Source organism: Sphingomonas sp. MS122, from assembly GCF_049532975.1.
GTDB lineage: Bacteria > Pseudomonadota > Alphaproteobacteria > Sphingomonadales > Sphingomonadaceae > Sphingomonas.
Genome location: NZ_CP186695.1, coordinates 1,548,373 through 1,572,305, shown reverse-complemented (window position 1 = coordinate 1,572,305; position 23,933 = coordinate 1,548,373). Strand labels below are relative to the sequence as shown.

The following is a 23,933-nucleotide window of genomic DNA, read 5'->3' as shown; positions in this document are numbered from 1 at the left end:
GCTACTTCTTCGCCGCTGCCTTCTTCTTCGGTGCGGCCTTTTTCGCGGGCGCCTTGCGGCCCTTCTTGTTGGCGGGACCCGCAGCCGCCTTGGCGTCGATCAGCTGCACCGCCTCGTCGAGTGTCAGCGCCGCCTGATCGACCGACTTGGGCAGTGTCGCATTGGTCGTGCCGTCGGTGAGATAGGGGCCGAAACGGCCCTCCATCAACTTGATCTCGGCGCCCGACACCGGATGCGCGCCCATCACCTTCAGCGGCTCGCGCGATCCGCGCTGCGCCCGCCCGGCGCCATTCGCCGCCTCGGCGAGCTTGACCACCGCGGCGTTCATGCCGGTCTCGAATACCTCCGCGGTCGAGGACAGCCGCGCGTACTTGCCGTCATGCGCCAGATAGGGGCCGTAGCGGCCGATCGACGCGGTGATCGGCTTGCCGCTTTCGGGATGGTCGCCGATCGTGCGCGGAAGGTTGAGCAGCTTCACCGCCCAATCCAGATCGAGCTCCGGAATGTCCTTGGGGATCGAGGCACGTGCCGCGTCCTTGCCCTCGCCGCGCTGGATATAGGGCCCGAACCGGCCCGAGCGGCGCGAGATGTCCTCGCCGGTCACCGGATCCTGCCCGATCACCTCGGGGCCGGTATCGCCGCCATTCTCCCCGCCCGGCTGGCCGAAACGGCGGGTGAACTTGCACTCGGGATAGTTGGAGCAGGCGACGAACGCACCGAACTTGCCGCCGCGCAGCGCGAGGCGCCCCTCGCCGCAAGACGGGCACAGCCGCGGATCGCTGCCGTCGCCCTTGTCGGGGAAGAGATAGGGTTCGAGGAACTTGTCGAGCGCCTCGGTCACCTCGCTCGGCTTGCGCTCCATCACCTCGTCGGTGCGCGGGCGGAAATCCTTCCAGAAGGCGTCGAGCACCGCCTGCCAGCCGGCGCGGCCGCCGGAGACGTCGTCGAGCTCCTCCTCGAGGCCCGCGGTGAAGTCGTAATTGACGTATTTCTCGAAGAAACGCTCGAGGAAGGCGGTCAGCAGCCGGCCGCTCTCCTCAGCGAAGAAGCGGTTCTTCTCGACGCGGACATAGGCGCGGTCCTTGAGCACCTGGATGATCGAGGCATAGGTCGAGGGGCGGCCGATGCCGAGCTCCTCCAGGCGCTTGACTAGCGAGGCTTCGGAGAAGCGCGGCGGCGGCTGAGTGAAATGCTGCTCGGCGTCGACGCCCTTCTTGGCCGGCGTATCGCCCTGGCGAATCACCGGCAGGCGGCGCGAATCCTCGTCGCCGTCGTCGTCGCGGCCTTCCTCGTAGAGGGCGAGATAGCCGGGGAAGAGCACGACCTGGCCAGTTGCGCGCAGCGCGTCCTGTCCGGTCGGCTCCTCGAGCTCGACGGTGGTGCGCTCCATCCGCGCGCTCGACATCTGGCTCGCCAGCGCGCGCTTCCAGATCAGCTCGTAGAGCTTGGCATGGTCCCCGCCCCCGGCACGGTCGCGGCCGAAATCGGTCGGGCGAATCGCCTCGTGCGCTTCCTGCGCGTTCTTCGCCTTGGTCTGGTACTGGCGCGGCTTGTCGGGGATGTAGCTCGGCTGATAGCGGCTGACGATCGCCTTGCGCGCGGCGTCGATCGCGCTGGCGTCCATCTGCACGCCGTCGGTCCGCATATAGGTGATCGCGCCGTCCTCGTAGAGCGCCTGTGCGATCCGCATCGTGTGGCTGGCCGAGAAGCCGAGTTTCCGCGCGGCCTCCTGCTGCAAGGTGGACGTGGTGAACGGCGGCGGCGGGTTGCGCATCGCCGGCTTGGTCTCGACGCTGGCGACGGTGAAGCGGCCCTGCTCGACCGCGGCCTTGGCGCGCTTCGCCGTGCCCTCGTCGCCGATCGACAGGCGATCGAGCTTCTTGCCCTCGAACCGCACCAGCCGCGCGTCGAACGCGGTGCCGTCATGCTCGAGATGCGCGGTGACCGACCAATATTCCTGCGCCTTGAACAGCTCGATCTCGCGCTCGCGCTCGACGATCAGGCGCAGCGCGACCGACTGGACGCGGCCCGCCGACTTGGCGCCGGGCAGCTTGCGCCACAGCACCGGGGAAAGCGTGAAGCCGACGAGATAGTCGAGTGCGCGGCGGGCGCGGTACGCATCGATCAGGTCGGTATCGAGCTGGCGAGGGTGCGCCATCGCGTCGGTCACCGCGGCCTTGGTGATCGCGTTGAAGGTGACGCGCTCGACCTCCGCGGGCAGCGCCTTCTTCTTCGCGAGCAGCTCCTGCACGTGCCAGCTGATCGCCTCGCCCTCGCGGTCGGGGTCGGTGGCGAGGATCAGGCGGTCGGCCTTCTTCGCCTCGTCGGTGATCGCCTTCAGCTGCTTGGCCTTGTCCGGATAGGTCTCCCAGTCCATCGCGAAACCCTCGTCGGGCTTTACCGATCCGTCCTTGGGCGGAAGATCGCGGACATGGCCGTAGGAGGCGAGGACCCGATAGTCCTTGCCCAGATACTTCTCGATGGTTTTCGCCTTGGCAGGCGATTCGACGATGACGAGCTGCATGAGGTCCCGATTGAGGTTTCGCGTATACGCGCGAGGATGGGAAGCCGCGGCGGCAGGCGTCAAGGGCCACCGCGACACGACATGTTGTTAACCCGTTTCGGCTATCCGGAGCGCAATGGCTCCGGCGGCTCCCCTTCCTTGCTCTCCTACGAACGCCTGATTCGCGATCACGGCGTGATCGCTGCCGCGGCGGCTGCGCTGGTTCGCGGGTTGCAGGCGGAAGCGAGTCCGGCCGAGCTGGTCGAGGCCGTGAAACGGCTCGATGCCGTGCTGACGCCTCATCTCGCGATCGAGGACGAACAGATCTATCCGCTGCTGCTCGCCAGCAAGGACGCCGGCCAGCGCGTGACCGCGCGCGAGGCGATCGAGGCCTATGCCGCCCTGAGCGCAAGCTGGCGGACCTTCGTGGCCAAATGGGACGAGGCCGCGATCGCTGCGGATCAGGCGCGTTTCACCGCCGATCTCGACGCGATCCTCGAAATGATCCAGGGGCGCGTCCGCTCCGAGAATGAAACGCTCTACCCGATGGCGCTCCGCGCGGCGCATATCCGCCTGCGCTGCGGATGACGGCATCGCGAATCAGGCGAAGACCTGATCGAGCCTCTCCGGATCGGGTGCGGTGAGCCGATAGGCCGCACCGGCGACCGCCCATCCCGCCATCGCCATGATCCCGGTGGCAAGGTTGCCGAGCAAGGCCGCCTCGATCGAGGGATCGTCGGAGGTGATGATGCCCCATTCGAGATAGAGGCCGGCGACGACCAGCCCCAGGAACCCGAGCAGCGGCGCCAGCAGCAGCGCCTGAACCAGCAGCAATGGCCGCCAGGCAGGCCGCGTGCGCCGCCAGCTCTCGCCGATGCTCTCCGCCAGCCCGCGATGCTCCGCCACCGCCACGCCGACAGCCGGGGACAGGCGCCCCGCGAGATAGAGGCCGGGCAGCAGCAACAGGAGAAAGGCCGCGCCGACCACTATCCCGGCGAGCATATGGATCACCACCGCAATCAGCGGCGCGCGGATTGCCGCCATCCGGTCCCTGTCGCTCGCCCCGCCCAATATCCTGCGCAGAACGAGATACTGCAGGACGCCGGTGAACCCCGCCGCGACCGAATAGAGCGCCAGCGTCTCGTTCCACGACCAAAGCTGGGAATCGATCCAGGTTCCGAAGGCGATGTTGGCGACGGCAGCCGCGATGAAGCTGTACGGATGCGCGCCGGCGAGGGCCGAGGCCTCGTTCAGGATCGCCGCGACGTCGACGCGCGAGGCCTCGGCCATGTCAGACGAGGCTCACCCGGCCACCCGCGTGCCGCTCGAGCCGTCCGGCAAGCTCGAGCTCGAGCAGCACGAGCTGCACGGCGGCGGCAGGCAGCCCGGCCTGGCGGATCAGCTCGTCGACCGGGACCGGTACCGGCCCCAGCAGATCTTCGACCCGGCGGCGCCCGGCGTCATCGGGCTCGGCCGCCGGCTCGCCGTCGAACTCGCGAACGGGGGAGCGCACCGCCCGCAGATCGATCGGGCGGATCGCTTCGAGGATGTCCTCGACATTCTGCACCAGCGTCGCGCCCTCGCGGATCAGCAGATTGCACCCCTGCGCGCGCGGATCGAGCGGCGAACCCGGCACTGCCATCACCTCGCGCCCCGCCTCGGCAGCGATCCGCGCGGTGATCAGCGAGCCCGAGCGCGGCGCCGCCTCGACCACCACCGTCCCCTGCGCGAGGCCTGCGATGATCCGGTTGCGCGAGGGGAAATGGCGCGCGAGGGGCTCGGTGCCCGGCGGCTGCTCGGCGATCAGCAGGCCCTCATTGGCGACCCGCTCCTGCAACTCGCGATTCTCCGGCGGGAAGGCGATATCGATCCCGCTCGCGATCACGCCGATCGTGCCGCCGCCGATCGAGCCCAGATGCGCGGCGGTGTCGACCCCGCGTGCGAGGCCCGAGACGACCGTCGCGCCTGCCTCCGCCAGCCCCTGGGCGAGCTGGCGGGCGAAGCGGCACGCGGCGGCCGATGCGTTGCGCGCGCCGACCATCGCCACGCAGGGGCGCCGGGCCAGCGCCGCCTGGCCGCGCACCAGCATCGCGGCGGGGGCATTTTCGAGCTCGGCCAGCAGCGGCGGGTAATCGGCGTCGCCGAGGAACAGATAGCGCGCGCCGAGCTTCGCCGCCGCCGCCATCTCGCGGCGAACGGCCGCGATCTCGGCGATCACCGGCGCCGCGCCGCCGCCGCGCATCGCCAGCGCCGGCAAGGCCTCCAGCGCCGCCTGCGCGGTGCCGAACCGTGCGATCAGCTGGCGATAGGTGACGGGGCCGATTCGCGGCGACCGGATCAGGCGGAGCCGTGCGAGATCCGCCTCGCCCTCACCCATCCTTGCGGCCGATTCGGGGCTCCGTTCCGGCGAGCAGCCGCTCGATATTGGCGCGATGCTTCCACAGCACGATCATCGCCAGGCCGAGCAGCAGCAGGACGATGTCGAACCGGTCGAAAAAGGCCGCGCTCACCGGCGCGCTGACCGCCGCGGCCATCCCCGCGACCGAGGAGATGCGGACCAGGCCGAGCAGCCCAAGCCACACCGCCGCGAACACCAGCCCCGACGGCCAGTGCAGCGCGAGCACGATCCCCATCAGCGTGGCGACGCCCTTGCCGCCCCTGAAGCCCAGCCAGACCGGATAGCAATGGCCGAAAAAGGCGCCGGCAGCGGCAAGCGGGCCCATGCCCGGCCACAGACGCTCGGCAAGCCACACCGCCGCCGCGCCCTTGGCGAGATCGAGCAGCAGCGTCGCCGCCGCCAGCCCCTTGCGGCCGGTGCGCAGCACGTTGGTGGCGCCGATATTGCCCGATCCGATCGCGCGCAGATCGCCCGCGCCCGCCATCCGCGTCAGCAGCACGCCGAACGGGATCGAGCCGAGCAGATAGCCCAGCAGCAGCGCCAGGGTCGGCGTCACCCAGAGGATTTCGGTCGTCAGCTTCGTTCCCCTTGCTTGCGTCCGAAGCTAGGTACTTCGATAAGCGGGCGCAACAATCTCGATCAGGCGATACATGCATATGGCCGACACCCGGCCCATCCTCTTTTTCGACTCCGGCGTGGGCGGCCTCTCGGTGCTCGCCCCCACCCGCACGCTGCTGCCGCAGGCGCCTTTGGTCTATGCCGCCGACAGCGCCGGCTTCCCCTATGGCACGCGCAGCGAGGCGGAGATCGCGGCGCGCGTCCCCGCGCTGCTCGGGCGGCTCGCCGAGCGTTACCGGCCGCGGCTGATCGTCATCGCCTGCAACACCGCCTCGACCATCGCGCTGGCGCATGTCCGCGCGGCGCTCGACGTGCCGATCGTCGGCACGGTGCCGGCGATCAAGCCGGCGGCGGCGCTGTCGCGGACTCGCGTCATCGGCGTGCTCGGCACCGACGCCACCGTGCGCCAGCCCTATGTCGACAAGCTCGCCGCCGAATTCGCCGCCGACTGCACGGTGATCCGCCACGGCAGCGCCGAACTGGTGCAGCTCGCCGAAGCGAAGCTGCGCGGCGAATCGCTCGATCCGGCACGGTTCCGCACGGTGCTCGACGGCCTGTTCGGCCAGCCCGGCGGGGAGCGGATCGACGTCGTCGTCAATGCCTGCACGCATTTTCCGCTGGTGGAAGAAGAGCTGGATGCCGCCGCCCCCCGGCCCGTCCGGTTCATCGATGGAGGCCCCGGCATCGCGCGCCGAATCGCCCATCTGACCGGGGGGCAGGACTGGCCCGGCATGCCGGCGCCGGGGATCGCGGTGTTCACCCGCCTCGATGCGGCGGCGCAGACGCTGGCGCCCGCGTTCGCGCGCTACGGCCTCGAACGAATCGAGGCGCTCTGATCCTTCCGATATCGAAGCCAGCGGCCGGCGGGGATACCGGCCGCCGTGACAGGCTAGATCGCGTTCGCCACCGGCGGAGCCAGCGTCCGCACCCGCTCGGCATAGCGCTCGGCCATGTCGAGATGCGCGCGGCGCGCCGTCAGATCCTGGGCCTTTTCGGCATAGGCGCGCTCGTCCTGTTCGCGCTGCCTGAAATAATGATAGTCGTTCCGTTCCATGCGACCGATCTCCCTTCGCGTCGAGCGGGAGCCCTTCTGGTCTCTCAGCCGCGGGAATGCTGCGAGTCTCGTCCCACGGTGCGTTCACCATAGCAGAAATGGACCGCGGAGTCCTGATCGAGGATAAGCTCCGGCCTTTCGCGCCGCGGCTGAAGGGATCGACCGTGGATGCTGGCATTGCCCGCGCAAAACCGCTATCGGGACCGGCCATGACTACCCCTGTGCCCACCGACGCCACCCCGCGCGCCGTGGATTATTCGCGCGTCTTCACCCAGGCGATCGACCGGCTGCATGCCGAGGGCCGCTATCGCGTGTTCATCGACATCCTGCGCAACAAGGGCATGTTTCCCAATGCGCGCTGCTTCGCCGGGCATAATGGCCCCAAGCCGATCACGGTGTGGTGCTCGAACGACTATCTCGCGATGGGCCAGCATCCCAAGGTGATCGCGGCGATGGAAGAAGCGCTGCACGATGTCGGCGCGGGCTCGGGCGGCACGCGCAACATCGGCGGCAACACGCACTACCATGTCGATCTCGAAGGCGAGCTCGCCGACCTGCACGGCAAGGAAGGCGCGCTGCTGTTCACCAGCGGCTATGTCTCGAACGAGGCGACGCTCTCGACGCTCGCCAAGATCCTGCCCGGCTGCATCATCTATTCGGACGAGCTCAACCACGCTTCGATGATCGCGGGCATCCGCAATTCGGGCTGCGAGAAGCGCGTGTGGCGGCACAACGACCTCGCCCATCTCGAGGCGCTGCTCGCCGCCGACGATCCCACCGCGCCCAAGCTGATCGCGTTCGAGAGCGTCTACTCGATGGACGGCGACGTCGCCCCGATCCATGCGATCTGCGACCTTGCCGACAAGTACAACGCGCTCACCTATCTCGACGAGGTCCACGCCGTCGGCATGTACGGCACGCGCGGCGGCGGCATTTCGGAGCGGGACGAAGCGGCGAGCCGGCTGACGATCATCGAAGGCACGCTGGGCAAGGCGTTCGGCGTGATGGGGGGCTATATCGCCGCGGACCAGACGATCATCGACGTGATCCGCAGCTACGCCCCCGGCTTCATCTTCACCACCTCGCTCTCGCCGGTGCTGGTCGCCGGGGCGCTGGCGTCGGTCCGCCACCTCAAGCAGTCGAGCGAGGAGCGCGACGGGCAGCAGGCGGCCGCGGCGAGCCTCAAGGCGATGTTCGCCGAGGCGGGCCTGCCGGTGATGGACTCGGTCACCCACATCGTGCCGCTGATGGTCGGCGATCCGGTCAAGGCCAAGCGGATCAGCGACATCCTGCTCGCCGAGTACGGCGTCTACGTCCAGCCGATCAACTATCCGACCGTGCCGCGCGGCACCGAGCGGCTGCGCTTCACCCCGGGACCGGCGCATACGCCAGCGATGATGCGCGAGCTCACCACCGCGCTGGTCGAGATCTGGGAACGGCTCGAACTGCGCGCCGCGGCCTGAAGCCGGTTGCGGCGGGCGGGGGAACTCCTTCCGCCCCCCGTTCATTCTTGCCCCCTGTAACCAACAGGAGGCGTAATCGCATGAAATCCGTTCTGAAATCGGCGCTGGCCGGCGCCGCACTGGTCGCGCTGGCGGCCTGTGGCGGCAATGCCGACGACAAGGCGGCGGCGAATGTCGAGGCCGCAGCGGAGAACCAGGCCGACACGCTCGAGCAGCAGGCCGACATCGCCCCCAACGAGACGATGGAGGAGGCGCTGGAGGACCAGGCCGACAATGTCGAGGACGCCGCCGAGAACAAGGCGGAGGCGATCGACGATCGCGACGACGCGCGGCTGGAGAACAAGCGATAGTGGCCGGCTGATCGCCTGAATCGATCACTCAGGCCGTATCTTCGCGTTTCGGATCGATTTCTCCACTCACTAAATGGGCGGTTCCACTCGACGAGGAACCGCCCATGTCCCGCGACCTGCTCAAGACCCTCACCTATCTCGCGGTCCATCTGACCGTGGGCTTCTCGGTCGCCTATGCCTTCACCGGCTCGCTGACCCTGGCCGGCGGGATCGCGCTGATCGAGCCGTGCATCAACGCGGTGGCCTTCTTCTTCCACGAGAAGGCGTGGAAGCGGGCCGAAGCGCGCGCCAGGCTCGATCCGTTCGTGCGCGACGCGGTGGCGCACGGCTGAGCTAGCCGCCGCGGTCGAGCAGGTCGTCGGTGACCTCCATCAGCAGCATCGGCTCGCGCGCCGTCTCGGCGATAGCGTCGACGAACGCCGCGCGGGTCGCGGGCTCGTCATAGACCATCCTGGCGTCGAACGCAGCCTGCCAGGTCGCGCGGTCGGGCCATTCGGCGACGCCGATGAAGCGCCCCTCGTCGTCGCGGTGGAGCCGCGAGCCGAGCGAGCCATATCTGGCCTGGATGAGCTCGGTCCCGCGGCGCCAGGCGGCGCGGAACTGCGCTTCCTTGCCGGGATGCACCTTCCACCAATAGGCGGCGACGAACATGGCGGATCTCCTCTGCCGGTGAAGCGCGCCGCCCCCGGCAAAGGTTGCGCCGCAGCCGCCTCCGGCGCAGGATGGACACCGGTTTCCTCGAGGAGAGCTTCCGATGCGCCGCACCGCCCCCGCCCTCATTCTCGCCGCCGCGCTCGCGGCCTGCTCGCCGGCCGCCGAGACCGGCAACAACGCCATCGCCGACAATGGCGTGCTGCCCGAGGGCCCCGAGACCGCGATCAGCAACGTCGCCGCAGCGGAGCTGCCCGCGGGCCTCGCCGAGCTGGTCGAGGCGACGGTGCCGGGAACGACCATCGCCGAGGCCGAGCGCAAGGAACGCGAGGGACGCATCTACTACGATGTCGAGGGTACGCGGCCCGACGGCAGCGAAATCGAGATCGACGTGCTGCAGGGCGCCGACGGCAAGCTGAGCGCGGTGGAGGTGCAGCGCGACATCGACTGGGCCACCGCCCCGGCGCAGGTGCGCGCGGCCGCGGCGGCGAAGAAGGACGCCTTCACCCCCGAGCGCGTGATCGAGAGCCGCCAGGTCGAGGGCGGCGCGACGATCTACGAGCTGTTCGCGCCGGGCCGCAAGGACGAGCCCGCCATGGAGGTGCGCTGGCAGGGCGGCAAGGCCGAGGTACTGGGCGAGCGCTGGGCGCACTAAGGCTTTCCGGACAGCCGCAGCCGCAGCCAGCTGCCCGCGGCCCACCAGGCGAGCGCCCAGAGCAGGCCGAAGCTCCAGCCGGCAAGGACGTCGCTCGGCCAATGGACGCCGAGATAGACGCGGCTGATGCCGATCGCGGCGACCAGCAGCAAGGTGGCCACGAGCAGGAACAGGCGGGCGTCGCGGCGGTGCACCACCTGGATGCTGACCAGCGCGATCGTGAGGTAGATGATCGCGCTGTTGGCGGCGTGACCGCTGGGAAAGCTCGCCGACCCGACCTCGACCAGATGATCGACCAGCGCCGGCCGCTCGCGCCCGACGAGACGCTTGGCCAGCGCGACGGCGATCGATCCGGTCGTGGTGCCCGCGAACACGAGCGCCGCGGCAAGCAGGTGGCGGTTGACCGCGAGGAAGAGGATGGTGACCGCGGCGGCGAGGGTGAGCACCGTCTCGCCGCCCAGGGCGGTCACGTCGACCATCGCCTGCTTGAGCCACACGGGCCCCGCCGGAACGCCGGGATCGCCGCCCTGCCGCAGCGCGAGCATGATCGCGCTGTCGAAGGCGAAGCGGCTGCCGCCGGCGATGGTGCGGCCGAGGATCGCGAGCACCAGCACCGCTCCGGCAAGCGTGCCGAGCGCGATCAGCGCGAACGGCGGATGGCGCACGTCCGGCGCGGACTGATCGGGAGTGACCGGCGCTTCGGTGATCGCGGACAGGGAGAAGGGTTCGCTCATCCCGGGGGTCTGGCAAAGGCGGCCGGCCGCGGCAAGCGCGCCGCCGGATCGCGGCGCGATTGACGAGGTTGACGGAATCGGGGGGTACCGGGGCCAGTTGCGCCGGCGAGGCGGCGGGTTCGCGCCTGCGACGCGGCGGGAACGCGGCACGCGCGCCGCACCCGCGCGGCAGCGACGCGGCGCCGGCGCGGCGGGCACGCGGCGGAAGCGCACGGCTTCGCGGCGGGGACGCGGCGGGCGCGCCTCACCGGCGCGGCGCCGGCGCGGCGGGTGTCAGCGGATCGGGGCCGAGCGGATCGGCGAGACGGCGGGCATGGACCGCGAGCACCTGATCCCAGCTGCGGTCGAACGGCGTGCCGGCAAGGCGGCGGCGCAGGCGCTGCGCGCTCGACCGCGACATGCCCGCCGCGTCGGCCGCGCGGGCGACGCTGCCCGTTTCGAGCAGCGCGGCGAGGAAGATGCGCTGCCGGGCGGGGGTCCAGTGGGCGCGATCCGGCCGGAGCGGCGGGACGGCGGGCTGAGGCGCAGGGATGCGCGCGGATTGCGTATGTTCCATCGTCCAGGATGGAGCAGGCGAATTCCAACATTGCGAGCGGAATACCGCGCTGTTGGAAATTGTTGGAAACCGGTGTGGCCTTTGCGCATCCATCGGGCGCGGGGACCCGCGCGTCAGTGGCGCTTGAAATACTGGATCTCGCGCTCGTGCCGCTCCGCCGCCGCGCGCGTCCCGAAGGTACCGAGATTGCGGCGCTTGCCGGTCTTCGGGTCCTTGTGCCGCGAATAGATGCGGTAGCCGGCCTTGAGCTTGCGAATCATGCGGCAAGAACGCGCGGCGCCGGGAAGGGATGCGCGGCGCGGCCTAGTGCGGATGCTTGTGCGCCGGTGTGGGGGTGGGCGAAGGCCGAGTCGAGGACGAGTCGCCGCCGGTGGCGCCGTCGAAGGGCTTGACGTGCCCGCGGATGCCGCCGCCGGGCCGCGGGCTGGGCGCCGGGGTCGGCTTGGGCGTCGCCGCGGGCGCGGGCGCGGCGGACGTCGTCGCGACCGGCACGCCCGCGAGCGCGACGAGCGAGGCGGTGGCGGCGAGCAAGGCGATGCGGCGCATGGGCGAACCTTTCGATGCAGGACTGCCGGCCATCTCTATCACGCACGACGCCCGGGGCAACGGCACGCTCAGTCGATCGCCTCGACGCCCTGTTCCTTGAGCCGCTCGAGATGGTCCTTCATGTGCTGGAGCCGCTCGGGCGAATGGCCCTGCCACCGCTCCACCTCGCCGACGACGCGCAGCGGCTCGCGCGAGCGATAGGACTTGGTCGGGTTGCCGGGGAATCTGGCGTCGGTGAGGTTGGGATCGTCGACGAATTCGCCGGTAGGCTCGACGATGTAGACGCGCTCGCGGCGGTCGCCCGCGGCAAGCTCCGCGCCCCAGATCGCGGCATCGAGCGTGCCGGTGAAATAGACCCAGGAGCCGGGCCTGCCTTGGCCGTAATTGGAGGCGTAGCCCGGGCCGATCAGGTCGCCGGGCACCAGGTCGGCGCGGTTGCCGTGATAATATGGCGGGGCGGCGTCCTTGGCATAGGTCATCGCGTTCTCTCCTGCCGCGCGGAAGACGGAACGGAGTGGTGATTGCCGCAATATCGTCGCATCTGCAACGAGTGCGCGCGGCCGGGGTGGCCGCATTAATCACTCTACAAGGCGAGCCCGCTAAGCATGCGCCGTCAGCTGACGGATGATCGCGATGCAATTCCCGAACGATGTCCAGGCCGCGTTGCTGTTCGATCGCCGGGTCGACGAGCTCGAGCGGATCGTGCGCGAGTTCATGCGCATCGAAGGCATGAAATCGGGCGCGCAGTTCAACGTGCCCGAGGCGAAGCCGGGGGTCTTCTATCGTCTGTTCGGCGGCGACGAGCTGATGATCACCTTCGAATATCTCGACCATCCCGCGAATATGGAGGTGTTCCGGCCCGCGCTGAGCTCGGCGATCACCGGCATCCTGTGCCCCGACATCCGCCAGCGGCTGACGCGCAGCCGCTCGCACGTCCTGATCAACGTGTCGCACGGCGTGCTGGGCAATTCGCCCGAGCTGACGCGGCTGATGGCCACGATCGGCCGGCCGATGGAGGGCGCTTCGCCGCCGCAATTCGTGCGGCGGCTGGAGGTCGCGACGCTGGCCTCGCGCATCGTGCTCGACCATGCGCCGGCGCAGGCGGTGCACTGGACGCAGAGCGACCAGCTGGTGCCGGGCGAGACGTTCGAGGCCTATGCCGCGGCGGCCGCGCCGAGCCCGCTGCACATCCACCCCTTCCTGTTCGGCGATGCGAGCGCCGGCAAGGTCGGCATCCGCACCTTCGGCGCGCGGCATTTCGTCGGGGGCGAGATCCGCATCGAGCCGAGCACGCTGCCCTGGGCCGCCAACTACGAGACGATCCTCGCCTTCCTGCGCATCGCGCTGGTGAAGAACGGCTATGTCATCCCGGACGGCGACACGTTCGGGCCGGAGGACGGAAGCCTGTCCTACCGCGTGACGCATCTGTCGGCGGAAGAAGGCGATGTGCCGATCTTCGTGCTGAAGCCGCTGCTGCACAAGGCGTTCGGCTTCGTCGCCGACGACTATGTCCCGCGCGAGCGCGTGATCGACGACCGCGCCCCGCCGCTCGAGCTGATGCCCGAGGACGACGAGGCGAAGATGGACCTGGTCAACGAATGGCGCGAGAAGCGCGCGCTGGCCGAAGGGCTCGGCGGGCGGTTCGAGGTGCGGGCGAAGGGCGACGGGCCGATGCCGCCGGCGCCGCCGCCATCGGGGCCGCCGCGCGGGGCCGGCGGGCGGCCGGTGTTCGGGCGGAAGGGGCTCTAGGCGCCGCCCCCGGCCGGACGCAGCGGCCAGCGGCCGTGCTCGACATGGGCGGTCTTGCCGACCACGCTTTCCATCAGGATGATCTCCTCGACGGTCCAGGCGATGGGGGCGATCTTCTGGCTGCCGAGCCGGTCGCCGGCATAGTTGATCGTGACGTGCGGCTCGGGCGTGGTGCCGAGCGTGAGCGGCGCCTTGTGCTCGAGCAGATGGCGGATCAGCGCGGCCTGAAAGGCGCGGGCCCGTGCCAGCGGGTCGCGGGTGCGCAGGGTGACGGCCTTGCGGTTCTCGATCCGGTCGAAGGCGAGCGGGAAGGCCGGGCCGTCGAAACCGTCGAGCGCGGCGATGACCTGGCCGAGCCAGTCGGGCGGGGCGTGGTGGAGGTCGAACAGCGACACGAGCGTGACGTGGAGGAGATGCGGGCCGCGCGAGGGATCGTTGCGGGGGAGCGCGGTGATCCGGGCCTGCGCCTCGGGTGGGGGCTTGGCCATGATGTAGAGCGGGTTGCGGGCGCGCATGTCACCGGAAGCCTTTCCACTGTTCCTTATATGTTCTATGGCTCGCCTCATGCAAGCCGCTTTCGCCTTTGCGGCGGCGGACGTCGCCGGCTGGCGCGCGCGGCTGGGTCCGGTCGCCCTGCCGCGCCGGCGGCGCTCGCCGGTCGGGCAGCTGGTCAAGTCGATCATCAGCGCGCGGACCCGCGACGCGGTATCGATCGCGGCCTATGAGCGGCTCGTCGCGAGCTATGGCGGACCCGCCGCGCTGTCGCGGGCGGCGCCGGCGGCGGTCGCGCGGACGATCGGCGACGTCACCTTCGCGCAGGCCAAGGCGGCGCAGCTGGTGGCGGCGCTGCGCCGGATCGCGGCGGCGGACGGCGGCTTCGCGCTCGGTCACCTGGCCGATCGCCCGCTCGGCGACGCGCTGGCGTGGCTGGAGGCGCTTCCCGGCGTCGGGCGCAAAGTGTCGGCATCGACGCTCAACGCCAGCACGCTGCGGCGGCCGGTGATGATCGTCGACACGCATGTGCTGCGCGTGCTGCAGCGGCTGGGCTTCGTGCCGCCGGCCGCGGACTATCGCGCGGGCAGCGAGGCGGTGACCGCGGCGATGCCGAGCTGGACCGGCGACGACTTCCTGGGCTTCCACATCGCGCTGAAGCGGCTGGGCCAGGCGGCGTGCCGGTGGGATGCGCCGGATTGCGCGGCCTGTCCGCTGGCACCGGACTGCCCGGCCGCGGCGCGGGGCGGAAGTTTACACTAGCTTGACACTATCCGCGCCTTGCCGGCGGCGAGGGCGCGGGCGGGCGTTGCCGAGCGGATCGAGATGGAAGCAGGCGTCGGCAAACTCCTTTTCGGTCAGCGTGACCCCAGCCTGCTCCTTCGCCCACGCGGCGGCGCCGCGCGCGTCGCGCGCCGCCGCTTCCTCCGCCTTGATGCGGGCGGCGGACTTGGGCGGACGCTGCTCGCGCAGAAAGTGGGGCAGGACGCCATCGGCGACGTCGGCGAGGTGCAGCTCGCCGGCGAGCGTTTCGGGATCGAGCAGCTGCTCGGGCGGCGCGGGCAGCGCGGGTTCCATCGCGCACAGGCTGTCGTGCAGCGCGGGGACGGCCTGCGCGGACGCGGGCGCCGAAGCGGCGGCGGGGTGCGGGTCTGAAAGACGGGCGCCATAGCGTTCGGGCTTGAGGTGGCTGAGCAGATATTTGAGCAGGCGATTGTCGTGGACGAGCCGCGTCGCGACCACCTCGCCATAGCGGTTGAGCACTTCCTGCTCGGTCCCCTCGATCGCGCGTTCGAAGGCGATGTCCTCGACCAGCCCGCCGGCATGCTCGCGCGCGGCATCCCAGGCGCGGGCGAAGGCGGCGCCATGGGGCGAGCGGCGCAGCTGATAGGCGCTCGCGCGCGACATGCCGACCGCGCTCGCCGCGACGTTGACGAGGCCGGTGTCGGCGAGCGTCTCGATGAAGCGGCGCTGTTTCTCCTCGGTCCAGCCGTCGAAGCGCGGCCGGCGGCGGACGGGGACCCAGCGATAGTCGGCGGGGTCATAGGGTTCGGGGGCGTCGTCCTCGTCCGGCTCGGTGACGGCGAGCGCGGTGCCGGGTTCGGGCTGCGGCTCGGGGTGGAGCGCGGCGAGGTCGGGGGTGGGCGCTTCGGCGACCGGGGCGAAGGCGCTGTGGGGGGTGTGCTTGCTCATCTACCAGTGTGGAGCAGGTGGAATCCTACATTGCAAGAGGATTTGTTCTTGGTTTGTTCCGATCCTCCTGCAACGGAGCGAGTTCGGTTGCAACGCTGGCCCGACATGCCGCATATTTCCGCCCGACTAGATCAAGTACCTAACCTCCTCGGGTCGATGCGGATCAGAGACCCTTCCTCGATATAACGCGATGAAGGAAGATTGGCTTTTGAGAGCGTCTTCTAATTTATCTGCGTGATACAACGCGCAATAAAGAGCAACGGCGCGAGCCTGACAATTTATCGACCTCTCGGGATTAAACTCAATATCTGTAAAGCCGTCGAAGTCCGTTACCAAACGAGCTAGATTTGGATTCTTGAGCAACGCTCGGATATAAAGCCAATCATAAAATGCTGTCAAAGGAATGAGTGGCCAGTCTTCACCAAAAAAGGAAAACTTCACTAATTTTCCGCTAGTTTTCAAGCGCTCATCTCGCTTCGCATCCATCGGAGATTTCGAAAATATATCTGTAAACGGCCCCCCTGACTCGAAAACTTTGCTTCCTTGAAAGGCAGCTTCAACGGTTAGGACACGCCCTTTCTGCGTCCTAAATTTAAGATTGAAAGATGATAGAGCAACGCCTAGTTCATCTTCTGACTTAGATGACACCTCCAATGGGTTATGAACCTGGTAGGTCTTAAACGCCATCTCGTGTAATTCACGAATGCTCTTTTGCTTCTGAGATTTCGCAAACCCTGAATGCCATTCAAAGTTGACGTAATGCTCAAGGACGAAGCCCTTTCCATTTACTAAGGGTACAAAAATAGGTCGCTGCGCCATCAGCCGCCGCCAAACTTCCGATAGTAAGTACGGTTAGCAAAGAGGCCTTTGCGTCCTTTGTGGACGATCAACTTCCTACGCCCGAAATCAATCTGATATGCATCTCTAGCAGCGTCGGTGTTGAACAGGGCGCCTAAAATAAACTCCGGTTCAATAGGTTCCATCACGAGAACCTCTCCTTGAACGTCAGTAGGATCGCAGGCCTTCAATCCTTGGTCGCTGCGACTCTCATGCCCTTCAATTTCCGCGAACATATCCTCAAAAGCTTCCGCGCGAGATAAATCCTCTGAGGAAACTTGGCTAATACGGCTATCAGCGGCATTATGCTTGCAGAACAACACCTTTTTTGACCAGAGTACGCTTGGAGATATTGCGAGTATAACCCAATCAATATCTGGATTTGCATTCCTAAGACGATAGAACATCGATCCATTAGGAAACGCGATCGACACGGACGTGCCATCTAATCGGCCGTCCAATCGCTCCGCGTCGTTAATCACTGGGTCCAGCCCGATTTTTTGGGCAAAACTTCTTGGGAGCAGCCCGTGCTTAAGGATGGAAGGGACGTTCTGCGCTCGCGTGAAGTGCACCAAGAAGGGCACCTTCCTAGCAAGAGCTATCTCTTGGATTTTTTCACGCGTCATCCGGCATCCCTGATCAAAGCTTGGGCGGGCACCTCGTTGCCTAATGGCACGCTCAAATCTAATTCAGTCGTGCTCCCTGCCGCCAGCCCCCATATATAGCTCGCTTCCCGTTTCCTTGAACACCGCGCTCATCGCGGCCATCCCCGCCTCGGCTTCCTCCGCCGCAACGAAACTCTCCACCGGCGCATTCTGCTTCGCCGCGAAGTCCCTCACCTCCTGCGTGATCTTCATCGAGCAGAATTTCGGGCCGCACATCGAGCAGAAATGGGCGGTCTTGGCGCCTTCGGCTGGCAACGTCTGGTCGTGATACTGCTCGGCCGTGTCCGGATCGAGCGACAGGTTGAACTGGTCGCGCCAGCGGAACTCGAACCTTGCGCGGCTCAGCGCATCGTCGCGCATCTTCGCCGCGGGGTGGCCCTTGGCGAGGTCGGCGGCGTGGGCGGCGAGCTTGTAGGTCACCACGCCGACCTTGACGTCGTCGCGGTCGGGAAGGCCGAGATGCTCCTTGGGCGTGACGTAGCAGAGCATCGCCGTGCCGTACCAGCCGATCATCGCCGCGCCGATGCCGCTGGTGATATGGTCGTAGCCCGGCGCGATGTCGGTGGTGAGCGGCCCGAGCGTGTAGAAGGGCGCCTCGCCGCACGCCTGCAGCTGCTTGTCCATATTCTCCTTGATCTTGTGCATCGGCACATGGCCGGGGCCCTCGATCATCACCTGCACGTCCTGTTCCCAGGCGCGTTTGGTCAGCTCGCCCAGCGTGTAGAGCTCGGCGAACTGGGCCTCGTCGTTTGCGTCGGCAATCGAGCCGGGGCGCAGGCCGTCGCCGAGCGAGTAGGCGATGTCATAGGCCTTCATGATCTCGGTGATCTCGTCGAACTTCTCGTAGAGGAAGCTCTCGCGGTGGTGCGCCAGGCACCATTTGGCCATGATCGAGCCGCCGCGGCTGACGATGCCGGTGACGCGCTTCGCCGTCATCGGGATGTAGGGCAGGCGCACGCCGGCGTGGATGGTGAAATAGTCGACGCCCTGCTCGGCCTGCTCGATCAGCGTGTCGCGGAAGATTTCCCAGGTCAGGTCCTCGGCGATGCCGCCGACCTTTTCGAGCGCCTGGTAGATCGGGACGGTGCCGACGGGCACCGGCGAGTTGCGCAGGATCCATTCGCGGGTGTCGTGGATGTTGCGGCCGGTGGAGAGGTCCATGATCGTGTCGGCGCCCCAGCGGATCGCCCACACCATCTTGTCGACCTCGGCCGCGACGTCGGAGGCGACGGCGGAGTTGCCGATATTGGCGTTGATCTTGACCAGGAAGTTGCGGCCGATCGCCATCGGCTCGGATTCGGGGTGGTTGATGTTGCTCGGGATGATCGCGCGGCCTCGCGCCACCTCGTCGCGGACGAACTCGGGCGTCACGTAGTCGGGGATGCTGGCGCCCCAGTCCTGGCCGTCGCGGATGTACTCGGCGAGCCTCTCGCGGCCGAGATTTTCGCGAGTCGCGACATATTCCATCTCGGGCGTGACGATGCCGCGGCGGGCATAGTGCATCTGGGAGACATTGGCGCCCGGCTTCGCGCGAAGAACGCGCTTGCGGACGTTGGGGAAGGGCTGGACGCCGCCGCTGCGGTCGGGGCCGAGCTGGCCGTTGTCTTCGGGCCGGACCTCGCGCTGGGCGACCTCCTCGACGTCGCCGCGGCCGCGGATCCAGTCGCGGCGCAGCTCGGGGAGGCCGGCCATGATGTCGATGCGGGCGTCGGGATCGGTATAGGGGCCCGAGCAGTCGTAGACGCGCAGCGGGGGCTCGCCGCTGGACGGCTCGAGATGGATCTCGCGCATCGCGACGCCGAGCGGACCGACATGGATCTTCTTGCTGCCGCGGATCGGGCCGGTGGTGACCTTAAGCTCAGTGCGCGCGGGGATGTCGGCCATTCGTTGTACTCCTCAGACGGGAGCACACGGTTTCCGGACAGAAGCCGCCCACTCCCTACGCCGGTGCCCATTTGCCAGGAATGGGGCGGATCAGGTTCAGCGGGTCGAGGGCTCCTGCCCTCCTCTCAAGCGCGGACCGGCGCTCCCCCGGGGATGGCCCTGCTTAGGCGCAAACGGCCGGCGGCGAAACCCCCAAGGTCCAGCGCTAGCGCCACATCTTGTCGGCGAGGACGGCCGCCCAGACGAGCAGCGTCGCGCCGCCGCCGGCGAAGGTCCAGCGCAGCGCGTGGCGCAGCAGCCGCGCCTGCACGTCGATCGAGCGGACGAAGGCGGCGAACAGGCGCTGGCGGATCGATTCGGCTTCCTCGAGGCCGTCGCCCGCCACCTCCTCGCCCAGCAGCATCGCGCGCAGGCAGAGGAAGCTCGAGATCACCAGCGGGAGGAGCGCGGCGCAGCTGAGCAAGGTCAGCACCGGCTGGCGCGCGGCGTCGAGGCTGAGCGGCGCGCCGGGCGAGGCGGAGATGGGATGCGTGCCGATCGTGATCATCAGCGCGTTGAAGGCGAGCATCGCGCCGAGGCGTACCGACAGGTCGAGATCGCGATTCTCGAGGAATTCGAGATCGGCGATGAACGCCGGATCGGGCGCGGCGCCGCGCGTCTCCTGAAAGGCGCGGAGCGCGGTGCGGAAGCTGGAGGGTCGACGAGCCATGCCGCTGTCCTATCGCGTTTGCGGGGACGGCGAAATCGGTCGCGCCGATCGCCTATTCGAACACCTCGACCAGCGCATCGCCGGGCAATTCACGCGGATAGGTGTTCGCCACGCGCACCGAACGCAGGAGATAGGCGGTCCAGACGATCGAGTAGATCAGCGCCTGAGCCATGTCGGGGCCCATTTGCGCGATCAGCCGCCCCGCCGGAACGCCGCCGATCAGCGAGACGGCGGCAATCTCCAACAGCGTAACGCCGACCGGGATCAGCCAGATCCCCGCGATCCCGATCCGTACGCTTTGCCAGTTGCGGTGCATGAAGAAGCGCCAGAGCAGGAACGCGATCGCCGCGAGGTTCAGGACGATGAGGATCACCTCGGCCGTGGCCAGCAAGGGCCAGCGGTCGCCATAGGCGGCCGCGACCTGCGGGTCGGAGAACAGGCCGTAGGCGGTGAAGAAGATGCGCAACGGCGAGAACACGCCGAGCGTCAGCAGAAAGAGCCCCAGCCAGCCGCCGATGCCCCTTGGTCCGTCGCTATACGCCATCGCCGCCCCCCGTTTCGCCCGCCTCAGGCTAGGGGCTGCGGCGCCGCTGGCAAGAGGATGATCGTCAGAAGGTCAGCGCGAGCCCCGCGCCGAAGGTCCAGTTGTGGCGCGATCCGGCGATGCTGACGAGCGGGCTGTCGGCGAAGTCGCCGAGCAGTTTCTTGTAGGTGAAGCCGCTGACGAGGGCGAGACCCTTGGTCAGGTCGCCGGTCAGCGCATAGGTGAACAGGCCGCCGAAGGTGATGTCCTTCTGCCCGCCCTCGGGGGTGAAGACCGGCAGGCCGCTCGCCACGCTGCCCGCCGGGGTGACGCCGAAATAGGTGCGGGCATAGTCGTCCTCGACGAACTCGGCCGAGGCGAAGATGCCGACCAGCGCCTTGGTGCTGAGCGGCGTCGTATAGTTGATCGACGGGGTCCAGATGCCGCTCTTGTGGATCCTGGTGACGTCGTGGCGATAGGAGACCGAGATCGAGAGCTTGTCGTAATCGCTGGTGATCAGCCCGGTCTTGCCGATGCCGACAAAGCCGCCGACCTCGACCGCGGTGTCGATCTCGCCGAGCGCGGCGACGCGCGGGTCCTCGATCGCGTCGACATTGGTGCGGTTGAGGTTGAGCACCGCGACCGGGCCGAACTGGAAGTCCCAGGTGGGGCCGGTGGGATTGGGGATCAGGTCCATGCTGGCGCGGTTGCCGAGCACGGTGAAGCTCATCCCCGCGATCGTGCCGTTGGCGGCGGGGAGCGGGGTCCAGCGCTCCTCGTTGGAGCCCTCATAGTCCGGGATATAGGCGACGCCGGCGCCGATGGTGAGGCGCGCGGCGCCCTCCTCCGCCGCCGCGGCCTGCTCGGCGCTCGCCTGTGCCGGCGCGGCCTCTTCCGCGGGCGGGTTCACCGCTTCGGCGGGCGGCGCGTCCTGCGCGAAGGCGGGCGTGGCGGCGAGCGCGGCGGCAAGCGCAGTGGCGGGGAACAGGGGGTGACGCATTGAGTAGCTTCCTGAAACTGTTTCAGGTGCGCAACGCCGCAATGCGCAAATGGATGCAAGTGCGCGGTTACAAAGCGTTGCGGCCGGTACTTGCCGAGATGCGGCTTTCTCCGGTCATGACACGGGCGGGGATCCGCGCGAAATCCCCGATTCCGCGGTCGGTGCCGCAGAGCCGGTCCCAGAAACGGAAATAGAGCCCATAGTTGCATCCGTACTGCGCATGGTGCCGCTGATGGTGGCTCGCGGTGATCAGCCACGCGCCCAGCGGCCCCCGCCACATCGCCCGCGGGAAGATCTCCCATCCCATGTGATTGGTGACCCCCATCACCGTCATGATCGCGAGCACCACGCCCAGGGCAGCGACATGGATGGGGACGAGGAACACCAGCGCCGGGATCACCACCGCGCCGGTCGCCGCCTCGATCGGATGGAAGCTCATCGCCGCCCAGGCGGTCGGCGGCCGGCTGGCGTGGTGGACGGCATGGACGCGGCGGAAGAGCGCCGGCCGATGCATCCAGCGGTGAGTCCAGTAGAACCACGCATCGTGCGCGAGGAGATAGAGGAGGACCGAAAGCGGGAGATACCAGAGCGGCCAGTCGCCGATATCGGTGTAGATCCGCGTCCAGCCGCGGTTCTGCCAGCCCCAGGCGACGATCCCCGCGGGAATGCCGTAGATCGCGGCGCTGGCGAGGCTCCAGCCGATCTCGCGCCGCATCTGCGCGTCGAGCCCGCGATAGAGGCCGGGATGCCTGAGCCGCGTCGCCCAGGCGAAGGCGCCCGAGACGATCAAATAGCGCACCCCGACGATCAGCGTCATCGCGAGCGCGGAAAGGAGGATGGCGAGGGTCAGTCCAGCCATTTGCGCGGGTCCATCGCCTTGTGCAGAACGCGCACGATTGAGATGTGCCCGCCGACATAACGATAGAAGATGCGGTGCTCGCCGCAGGGAAGGCTTCGAAGATTCGTCCCCAAGTCCGCTCGGGCTTCGCCAAGCTCCGGAAAATCGCGCAAACGATCAAAGCTCCGGTCGATCGCCCCCATATATGCCTCGGCAAGCTCAATGCCGTAGCGGGCCTCGCTATAGATCATGATCCCACGCAAATCAGCCACGGCACCAGCTCGAATGGCCAGCGTCGCCATCAGCGGCGCGCGCGCACTTCGGCGATGATGTCCGCGATCGTGATGTCGGTCTCGGGCGAGGCCAGCCCATCCTCGATCGCGGCCTGCAACACGCGCAGCTTCTCCGCATCCTCCTGATCTCGCCGCATCAGGTCGCGGACATAGTCGCTGGTGCTGCTGTAGCGGCCCTCGGCGACGCGGGATTCGGCCCAGGCCTTGAGGCCTTCGGGGAGCGAGACGTTCATCTGTGCCATGCGCGCAATATAGGATTCTGCGCTAAGATTGACAATCGCTAGAGCAATCCTCCCGCCGCCTGCCATGTTCGGATCGCCTCGACCGGCCAGGCCAGCATCAGTATGTTGAGCGTCAGATTGTCGCGGATCAGCAGCAGCGTCAGCCCCTCGAAGAGGAGCGCGAGCGTGACGGTCGCGCGCACCGGGAGTCTGGCGGCGAGCCAGAAGCCCGCCGCCATCCAGCCGATATCGGCGAGCGAGTTGAGGATCGAGTCGCCCGAATAGCCGAAGGCGATCGTCGCCTCGCGATAGCGGTCGATGACGACCGGGGAGTTTTCGAGCAGCTCCCAGCCCGCTTCGATCGCGACCGCGAGCGGCAGCGCCCAGCGGCGCGCGCGGCCACGCAGCGCGAGATGCGCGAGGCCGTAGAAGAGGAAGCCATGGATGACGTGGCTGAACGTGTACCAGTCGGCGAGGTGCTGGCTGTTCTCGCTCGACTGCACCACGCCGTGCCACAGCTTGACGCTGCCGCACGGGCAGATCGGCGGGCGATCCATCAGGTAGAGCGCCACGCCCGCGAGGATCAGCAGGTCGATCGCGAGGAACAGTGGAAGCAGCGTCGGCAGCAGCGTGCCGCGTGCGCCCGCCGCGCGATCGTCGTGAATGCCCGCGTCCCCCATCGCCGCCAGCTTGGCGCAAACGGGCCGCGCATGCAAAGGCGCTAATCGGCGTAGATCATCTTCCGCGTCATCCCGCCATCGACGACGATCTGCTGCCCGGTGATGAAGCCCGCGCCTTCGCCGGCGAGGAATGCGACGGTCGCGGCGATGTCCTCGGGCACGCCAACGCGCCCCACCGGATGCTGGTCGCGGTCGATCGGGCGGTGATCGGGCTCGGTGCGCTGCGAGGCCTTGTGCCACGGCCCGGTCTCGATCCAGCCGGGGAGGATCGCGTTGACCCGGATGTCCGGCCCCAGGCTGACCGCCAGCGCATGGGCGAGCGCGACCAGCCCGCCCTTGGCCGCGGCATAGGCCTCGCAATGCGGCTCGGACTGGAGCGCGCGGGTCGAGGCCATGAGGATGATCGAGCCCTTGCGCGGGCGCAGCAGCGGCACAGCGGCGCGCGTCATCAGGAAGCCGCCGGTCAGATGGCTGTCGATCCATTTGTGCCAGCCGGCGAGGCTCAGCGCCTCGACCGGGCCGCTCACCGGGTTGGCGGCGCCGGCGTTGCTGACGAGCAGGTCGAGGCCGGGCTCTTCATCGAGCTCCCCGAGCCAGGCGCCGAACGCCTCGAACGCCTCGCCCACCGCCTGTTCGTCGCCCACATCCACGGTGAGCGCAAGCAAGGGCCTGGGCGCATGGGCGGCGGCGAGTTCCTTCACCGCCTGGGCGTCGAGGTCGAAGGCGGCAACCGCCCAGCCGTCGCCGAGCAGCCGCTCGACCACCGCGCGGCCGATCCCCTGCGCGCCACCCGTCACGATCGCTGTCTTCATGCGGCCTCCT

Annotated in this window: 32 protein-coding genes; 8 read left to right on the top strand and 24 right to left on the bottom strand. The window is 68.1% G+C overall.

Annotated features, from left to right (window positions below):
- Nucleotide 1 precedes the first annotated feature (1 nt).
- A complete protein-coding gene (gene topA / locus ACO227_RS07590) occupies nucleotides 2-2,524 on the bottom strand; it encodes a type I DNA topoisomerase (protein WP_423606575.1) in 2,523 nt (840 codons plus the stop codon).
- A 36-nt stretch (nucleotides 2,525-2,560) separates the two neighbouring features.
- Here topA and ACO227_RS07585 point away from each other — a divergent pair, with 36 nt between their 5' ends.
- The gene (locus tag ACO227_RS07585; protein WP_423606573.1) at nucleotides 2,561-3,091 is read left to right on the top strand and encodes a hemerythrin domain-containing protein; all 531 of its coding nucleotides are present in this window, start codon (nucleotides 2,561-2,563) and stop codon (nucleotides 3,089-3,091) included.
- Between the two features lie 12 nt (nucleotides 3,092-3,103).
- On the opposite strand, the gene ACO227_RS07580 is transcribed toward ACO227_RS07585, so the two are convergent.
- Genes ACO227_RS07580 through plsY form a run of 3 tightly spaced genes read right to left on the bottom strand, consistent with a single transcriptional unit; the run spans nucleotide 3,104 to nucleotide 5,457 of the window.
- A complete protein-coding gene (locus ACO227_RS07580) occupies nucleotides 3,104-3,793 on the bottom strand; it encodes a hypothetical protein (protein ID WP_423606571.1) in 690 nt (229 codons plus the stop codon).
- A 1-nt stretch (nucleotide 3,794) separates the two neighbouring features.
- Entirely contained in the window at nucleotides 3,795-4,880 is a 1,086-nt protein-coding gene (gene dprA, locus ACO227_RS07575) for a DNA-processing protein DprA (RefSeq protein WP_423606570.1), read from the bottom strand.
- Nucleotides 4,873-5,457 (bottom strand): glycerol-3-phosphate 1-O-acyltransferase PlsY, encoded by a 585-nt coding sequence (plsY, locus tag ACO227_RS07570; RefSeq protein ID WP_423606568.1) that lies wholly within the window; start codon nucleotides 5,455-5,457, stop codon nucleotides 4,873-4,875. The genes dprA and plsY overlap by 8 nt, the downstream gene beginning before the upstream one ends.
- Before the next feature lie 100 nt (nucleotides 5,458-5,557).
- Between plsY and murI the strand changes: the two genes are divergently transcribed.
- Nucleotides 5,558-6,355, top strand: a complete 798-nt coding sequence (murI, locus tag ACO227_RS07565; protein ID WP_423606566.1) for a glutamate racemase — start codon at nucleotides 5,558-5,560, stop codon at nucleotides 6,353-6,355.
- Between the two features lie 53 nt (nucleotides 6,356-6,408).
- On the opposite strand, the gene ACO227_RS07560 is transcribed toward murI, so the two are convergent.
- Complete coding sequence (locus tag ACO227_RS07560) at nucleotides 6,409-6,573, bottom strand: hypothetical protein (RefSeq protein ID WP_423606564.1); 165 nt, start codon at nucleotides 6,571-6,573, stop codon at nucleotides 6,409-6,411.
- A 209-nt stretch (nucleotides 6,574-6,782) separates the two neighbouring features.
- Between ACO227_RS07560 and hemA the strand changes: the two genes are divergently transcribed.
- The 3 genes from hemA (at nucleotide 6,783) to ACO227_RS07545 (ending at nucleotide 8,718) form a co-directional block, all read left to right on the top strand.
- Nucleotides 6,783-8,036 carry a 5-aminolevulinate synthase gene (hemA, locus tag ACO227_RS07555; protein WP_423606562.1) on the top strand — a complete coding sequence of 418 codons (1,254 nt, stop codon included), beginning with the start codon at nucleotides 6,783-6,785 and terminating at the stop codon, nucleotides 8,034-8,036.
- Nucleotides 8,037-8,116: 80 nt separating this feature from the next.
- A complete protein-coding gene (locus ACO227_RS07550) occupies nucleotides 8,117-8,386 on the top strand; it encodes a hypothetical protein (protein ID WP_423606560.1) in 270 nt (89 codons plus the stop codon).
- Nucleotides 8,387-8,490: 104 nt separating this feature from the next.
- Nucleotides 8,491-8,718 (top strand): DUF2061 domain-containing protein, encoded by a 228-nt coding sequence (locus tag ACO227_RS07545; RefSeq protein ID WP_423606559.1) that lies wholly within the window; start codon nucleotides 8,491-8,493, stop codon nucleotides 8,716-8,718.
- Nucleotide 8,719: 1 nt separating this feature from the next.
- On the opposite strand, the gene ACO227_RS07540 is transcribed toward ACO227_RS07545, so the two are convergent.
- Nucleotides 8,720-9,037 (bottom strand): antibiotic biosynthesis monooxygenase family protein, encoded by a 318-nt coding sequence (locus ACO227_RS07540; RefSeq protein ID WP_423606557.1) that lies wholly within the window; start codon nucleotides 9,035-9,037, stop codon nucleotides 8,720-8,722.
- Between the two features lie 103 nt (nucleotides 9,038-9,140).
- Between ACO227_RS07540 and ACO227_RS07535 the strand changes: the two genes are divergently transcribed.
- On the top strand, nucleotides 9,141-9,692 hold the full coding sequence (locus ACO227_RS07535; protein ID WP_423606556.1) for a hypothetical protein: 552 nt from the start codon (nucleotides 9,141-9,143) through the stop codon (nucleotides 9,690-9,692).
- On the opposite strand, the gene ACO227_RS07530 is transcribed toward ACO227_RS07535, so the two are convergent.
- From ACO227_RS07530 to arr, 5 genes are all read right to left on the bottom strand, one after another.
- Nucleotides 9,689-10,426, bottom strand: coding sequence for a phosphatase PAP2 family protein (locus ACO227_RS07530; protein WP_423606554.1), 738 nt, complete (start codon nucleotides 10,424-10,426; stop codon nucleotides 9,689-9,691). The two genes, ACO227_RS07535 and ACO227_RS07530, sit on opposite strands and share 4 nt — an antisense overlap.
- A 244-nt stretch (nucleotides 10,427-10,670) precedes the next feature.
- The gene (locus tag ACO227_RS07525) at nucleotides 10,671-10,982 is read right to left on the bottom strand and encodes a LysR family transcriptional regulator (RefSeq protein WP_423606552.1); all 312 of its coding nucleotides are present in this window, start codon (nucleotides 10,980-10,982) and stop codon (nucleotides 10,671-10,673) included.
- A 113-nt stretch (nucleotides 10,983-11,095) separates the two neighbouring features.
- Complete coding sequence (locus ACO227_RS07520) at nucleotides 11,096-11,242, bottom strand: hypothetical protein (RefSeq protein WP_423606551.1); 147 nt, start codon at nucleotides 11,240-11,242, stop codon at nucleotides 11,096-11,098.
- Nucleotides 11,243-11,285: 43 nt separating this feature from the next.
- Entirely contained in the window at nucleotides 11,286-11,528 is a 243-nt protein-coding gene (locus tag ACO227_RS07515; RefSeq protein WP_423606550.1) for a hypothetical protein, read from the bottom strand.
- A gap of 68 nt (nucleotides 11,529-11,596) precedes the next feature.
- A complete protein-coding gene (arr, locus tag ACO227_RS07510) occupies nucleotides 11,597-12,007 on the bottom strand; it encodes an NAD(+)--rifampin ADP-ribosyltransferase (protein ID WP_423606548.1) in 411 nt (136 codons plus the stop codon).
- A 154-nt stretch (nucleotides 12,008-12,161) separates the two neighbouring features.
- Here arr and ACO227_RS07505 point away from each other — a divergent pair, with 154 nt between their 5' ends.
- Complete coding sequence (locus ACO227_RS07505) at nucleotides 12,162-13,277, top strand: hypothetical protein (protein WP_423606547.1); 1,116 nt, start codon at nucleotides 12,162-12,164, stop codon at nucleotides 13,275-13,277.
- Here the strand turns inward: ACO227_RS07505 and ACO227_RS07500 are convergent.
- Nucleotides 13,274-13,792 carry a 2'-5' RNA ligase family protein gene (locus tag ACO227_RS07500; RefSeq protein WP_423606545.1) on the bottom strand — a complete coding sequence of 173 codons (519 nt, stop codon included), beginning with the start codon at nucleotides 13,790-13,792 and terminating at the stop codon, nucleotides 13,274-13,276. The two genes, ACO227_RS07505 and ACO227_RS07500, sit on opposite strands and share 4 nt — an antisense overlap.
- Nucleotides 13,793-13,841: 49 nt before the next feature.
- On the opposite strand from ACO227_RS07500, the gene ACO227_RS07495 reads away from it, so the two are divergent.
- Complete coding sequence (locus ACO227_RS07495; RefSeq protein WP_423606543.1) at nucleotides 13,842-14,531, top strand: endonuclease III domain-containing protein; 690 nt, start codon at nucleotides 13,842-13,844, stop codon at nucleotides 14,529-14,531.
- Here the strand turns inward: ACO227_RS07495 and ACO227_RS07490 are convergent.
- From ACO227_RS07490 to ACO227_RS07435, 12 genes are all read right to left on the bottom strand, one after another.
- On the bottom strand, nucleotides 14,523-15,461 hold the full coding sequence (locus ACO227_RS07490; RefSeq protein WP_423606541.1) for a hypothetical protein: 939 nt from the start codon (nucleotides 15,459-15,461) through the stop codon (nucleotides 14,523-14,525). The two genes, ACO227_RS07495 and ACO227_RS07490, sit on opposite strands and share 9 nt — an antisense overlap.
- Nucleotides 15,462-15,587: 126 nt before the next feature.
- Entirely contained in the window at nucleotides 15,588-16,280 is a 693-nt protein-coding gene (locus tag ACO227_RS07485; protein ID WP_423606540.1) for a DarT1-associated NADAR antitoxin family protein, read from the bottom strand.
- Entirely contained in the window at nucleotides 16,280-16,924 is a 645-nt protein-coding gene (locus tag ACO227_RS07480) for a DarT ssDNA thymidine ADP-ribosyltransferase family protein (RefSeq protein WP_423606538.1), read from the bottom strand. Before ACO227_RS07480 ends, ACO227_RS07485 begins: the two co-directional genes overlap by 1 nt.
- Before the next feature lie 63 nt (nucleotides 16,925-16,987).
- Nucleotides 16,988-18,847 carry a phosphomethylpyrimidine synthase ThiC gene (thiC, locus tag ACO227_RS07475; RefSeq protein ID WP_423606537.1) on the bottom strand — a complete coding sequence of 620 codons (1,860 nt, stop codon included), beginning with the start codon at nucleotides 18,845-18,847 and terminating at the stop codon, nucleotides 16,988-16,990.
- Between the two features lie 205 nt (nucleotides 18,848-19,052).
- Nucleotides 19,053-19,556, bottom strand: a complete 504-nt coding sequence (locus tag ACO227_RS07470) for a hypothetical protein (RefSeq protein WP_423606535.1) — start codon at nucleotides 19,554-19,556, stop codon at nucleotides 19,053-19,055.
- Nucleotides 19,557-19,608: 52 nt separating this feature from the next.
- Entirely contained in the window at nucleotides 19,609-20,100 is a 492-nt protein-coding gene (locus tag ACO227_RS07465; RefSeq protein WP_423606533.1) for a DUF2569 family protein, read from the bottom strand.
- Nucleotides 20,101-20,164: 64 nt separating this feature from the next.
- Entirely contained in the window at nucleotides 20,165-21,079 is a 915-nt protein-coding gene (locus ACO227_RS07460) for a MipA/OmpV family protein (RefSeq protein WP_423606532.1), read from the bottom strand.
- A 67-nt stretch (nucleotides 21,080-21,146) separates the two neighbouring features.
- Nucleotides 21,147-21,929 (bottom strand): sterol desaturase family protein, encoded by a 783-nt coding sequence (locus tag ACO227_RS07455; protein WP_423607303.1) that lies wholly within the window; start codon nucleotides 21,927-21,929, stop codon nucleotides 21,147-21,149.
- Nucleotides 21,926-22,219 carry a type II toxin-antitoxin system RelE/ParE family toxin gene (locus ACO227_RS07450; protein WP_423606531.1) on the bottom strand — a complete coding sequence of 98 codons (294 nt, stop codon included), beginning with the start codon at nucleotides 22,217-22,219 and terminating at the stop codon, nucleotides 21,926-21,928. The genes ACO227_RS07455 and ACO227_RS07450 overlap by 4 nt, the downstream gene beginning before the upstream one ends.
- On the bottom strand, nucleotides 22,219-22,452 hold the full coding sequence (locus ACO227_RS07445) for a type II toxin-antitoxin system ParD family antitoxin (protein ID WP_423606529.1): 234 nt from the start codon (nucleotides 22,450-22,452) through the stop codon (nucleotides 22,219-22,221). The genes ACO227_RS07450 and ACO227_RS07445 overlap by 1 nt, the downstream gene beginning before the upstream one ends.
- Nucleotides 22,453-22,490: 38 nt before the next feature.
- Complete coding sequence (locus ACO227_RS07440) at nucleotides 22,491-22,988, bottom strand: DUF2585 domain-containing protein (RefSeq protein WP_423607301.1); 498 nt, start codon at nucleotides 22,986-22,988, stop codon at nucleotides 22,491-22,493.
- 164 nt (nucleotides 22,989-23,152) lie between these two features.
- Nucleotides 23,153-23,923, bottom strand: coding sequence for an SDR family oxidoreductase (locus tag ACO227_RS07435; protein WP_423606527.1), 771 nt, complete (start codon nucleotides 23,921-23,923; stop codon nucleotides 23,153-23,155).
- Between the last annotated feature and the right edge of the window lie 10 nt (nucleotides 23,924-23,933).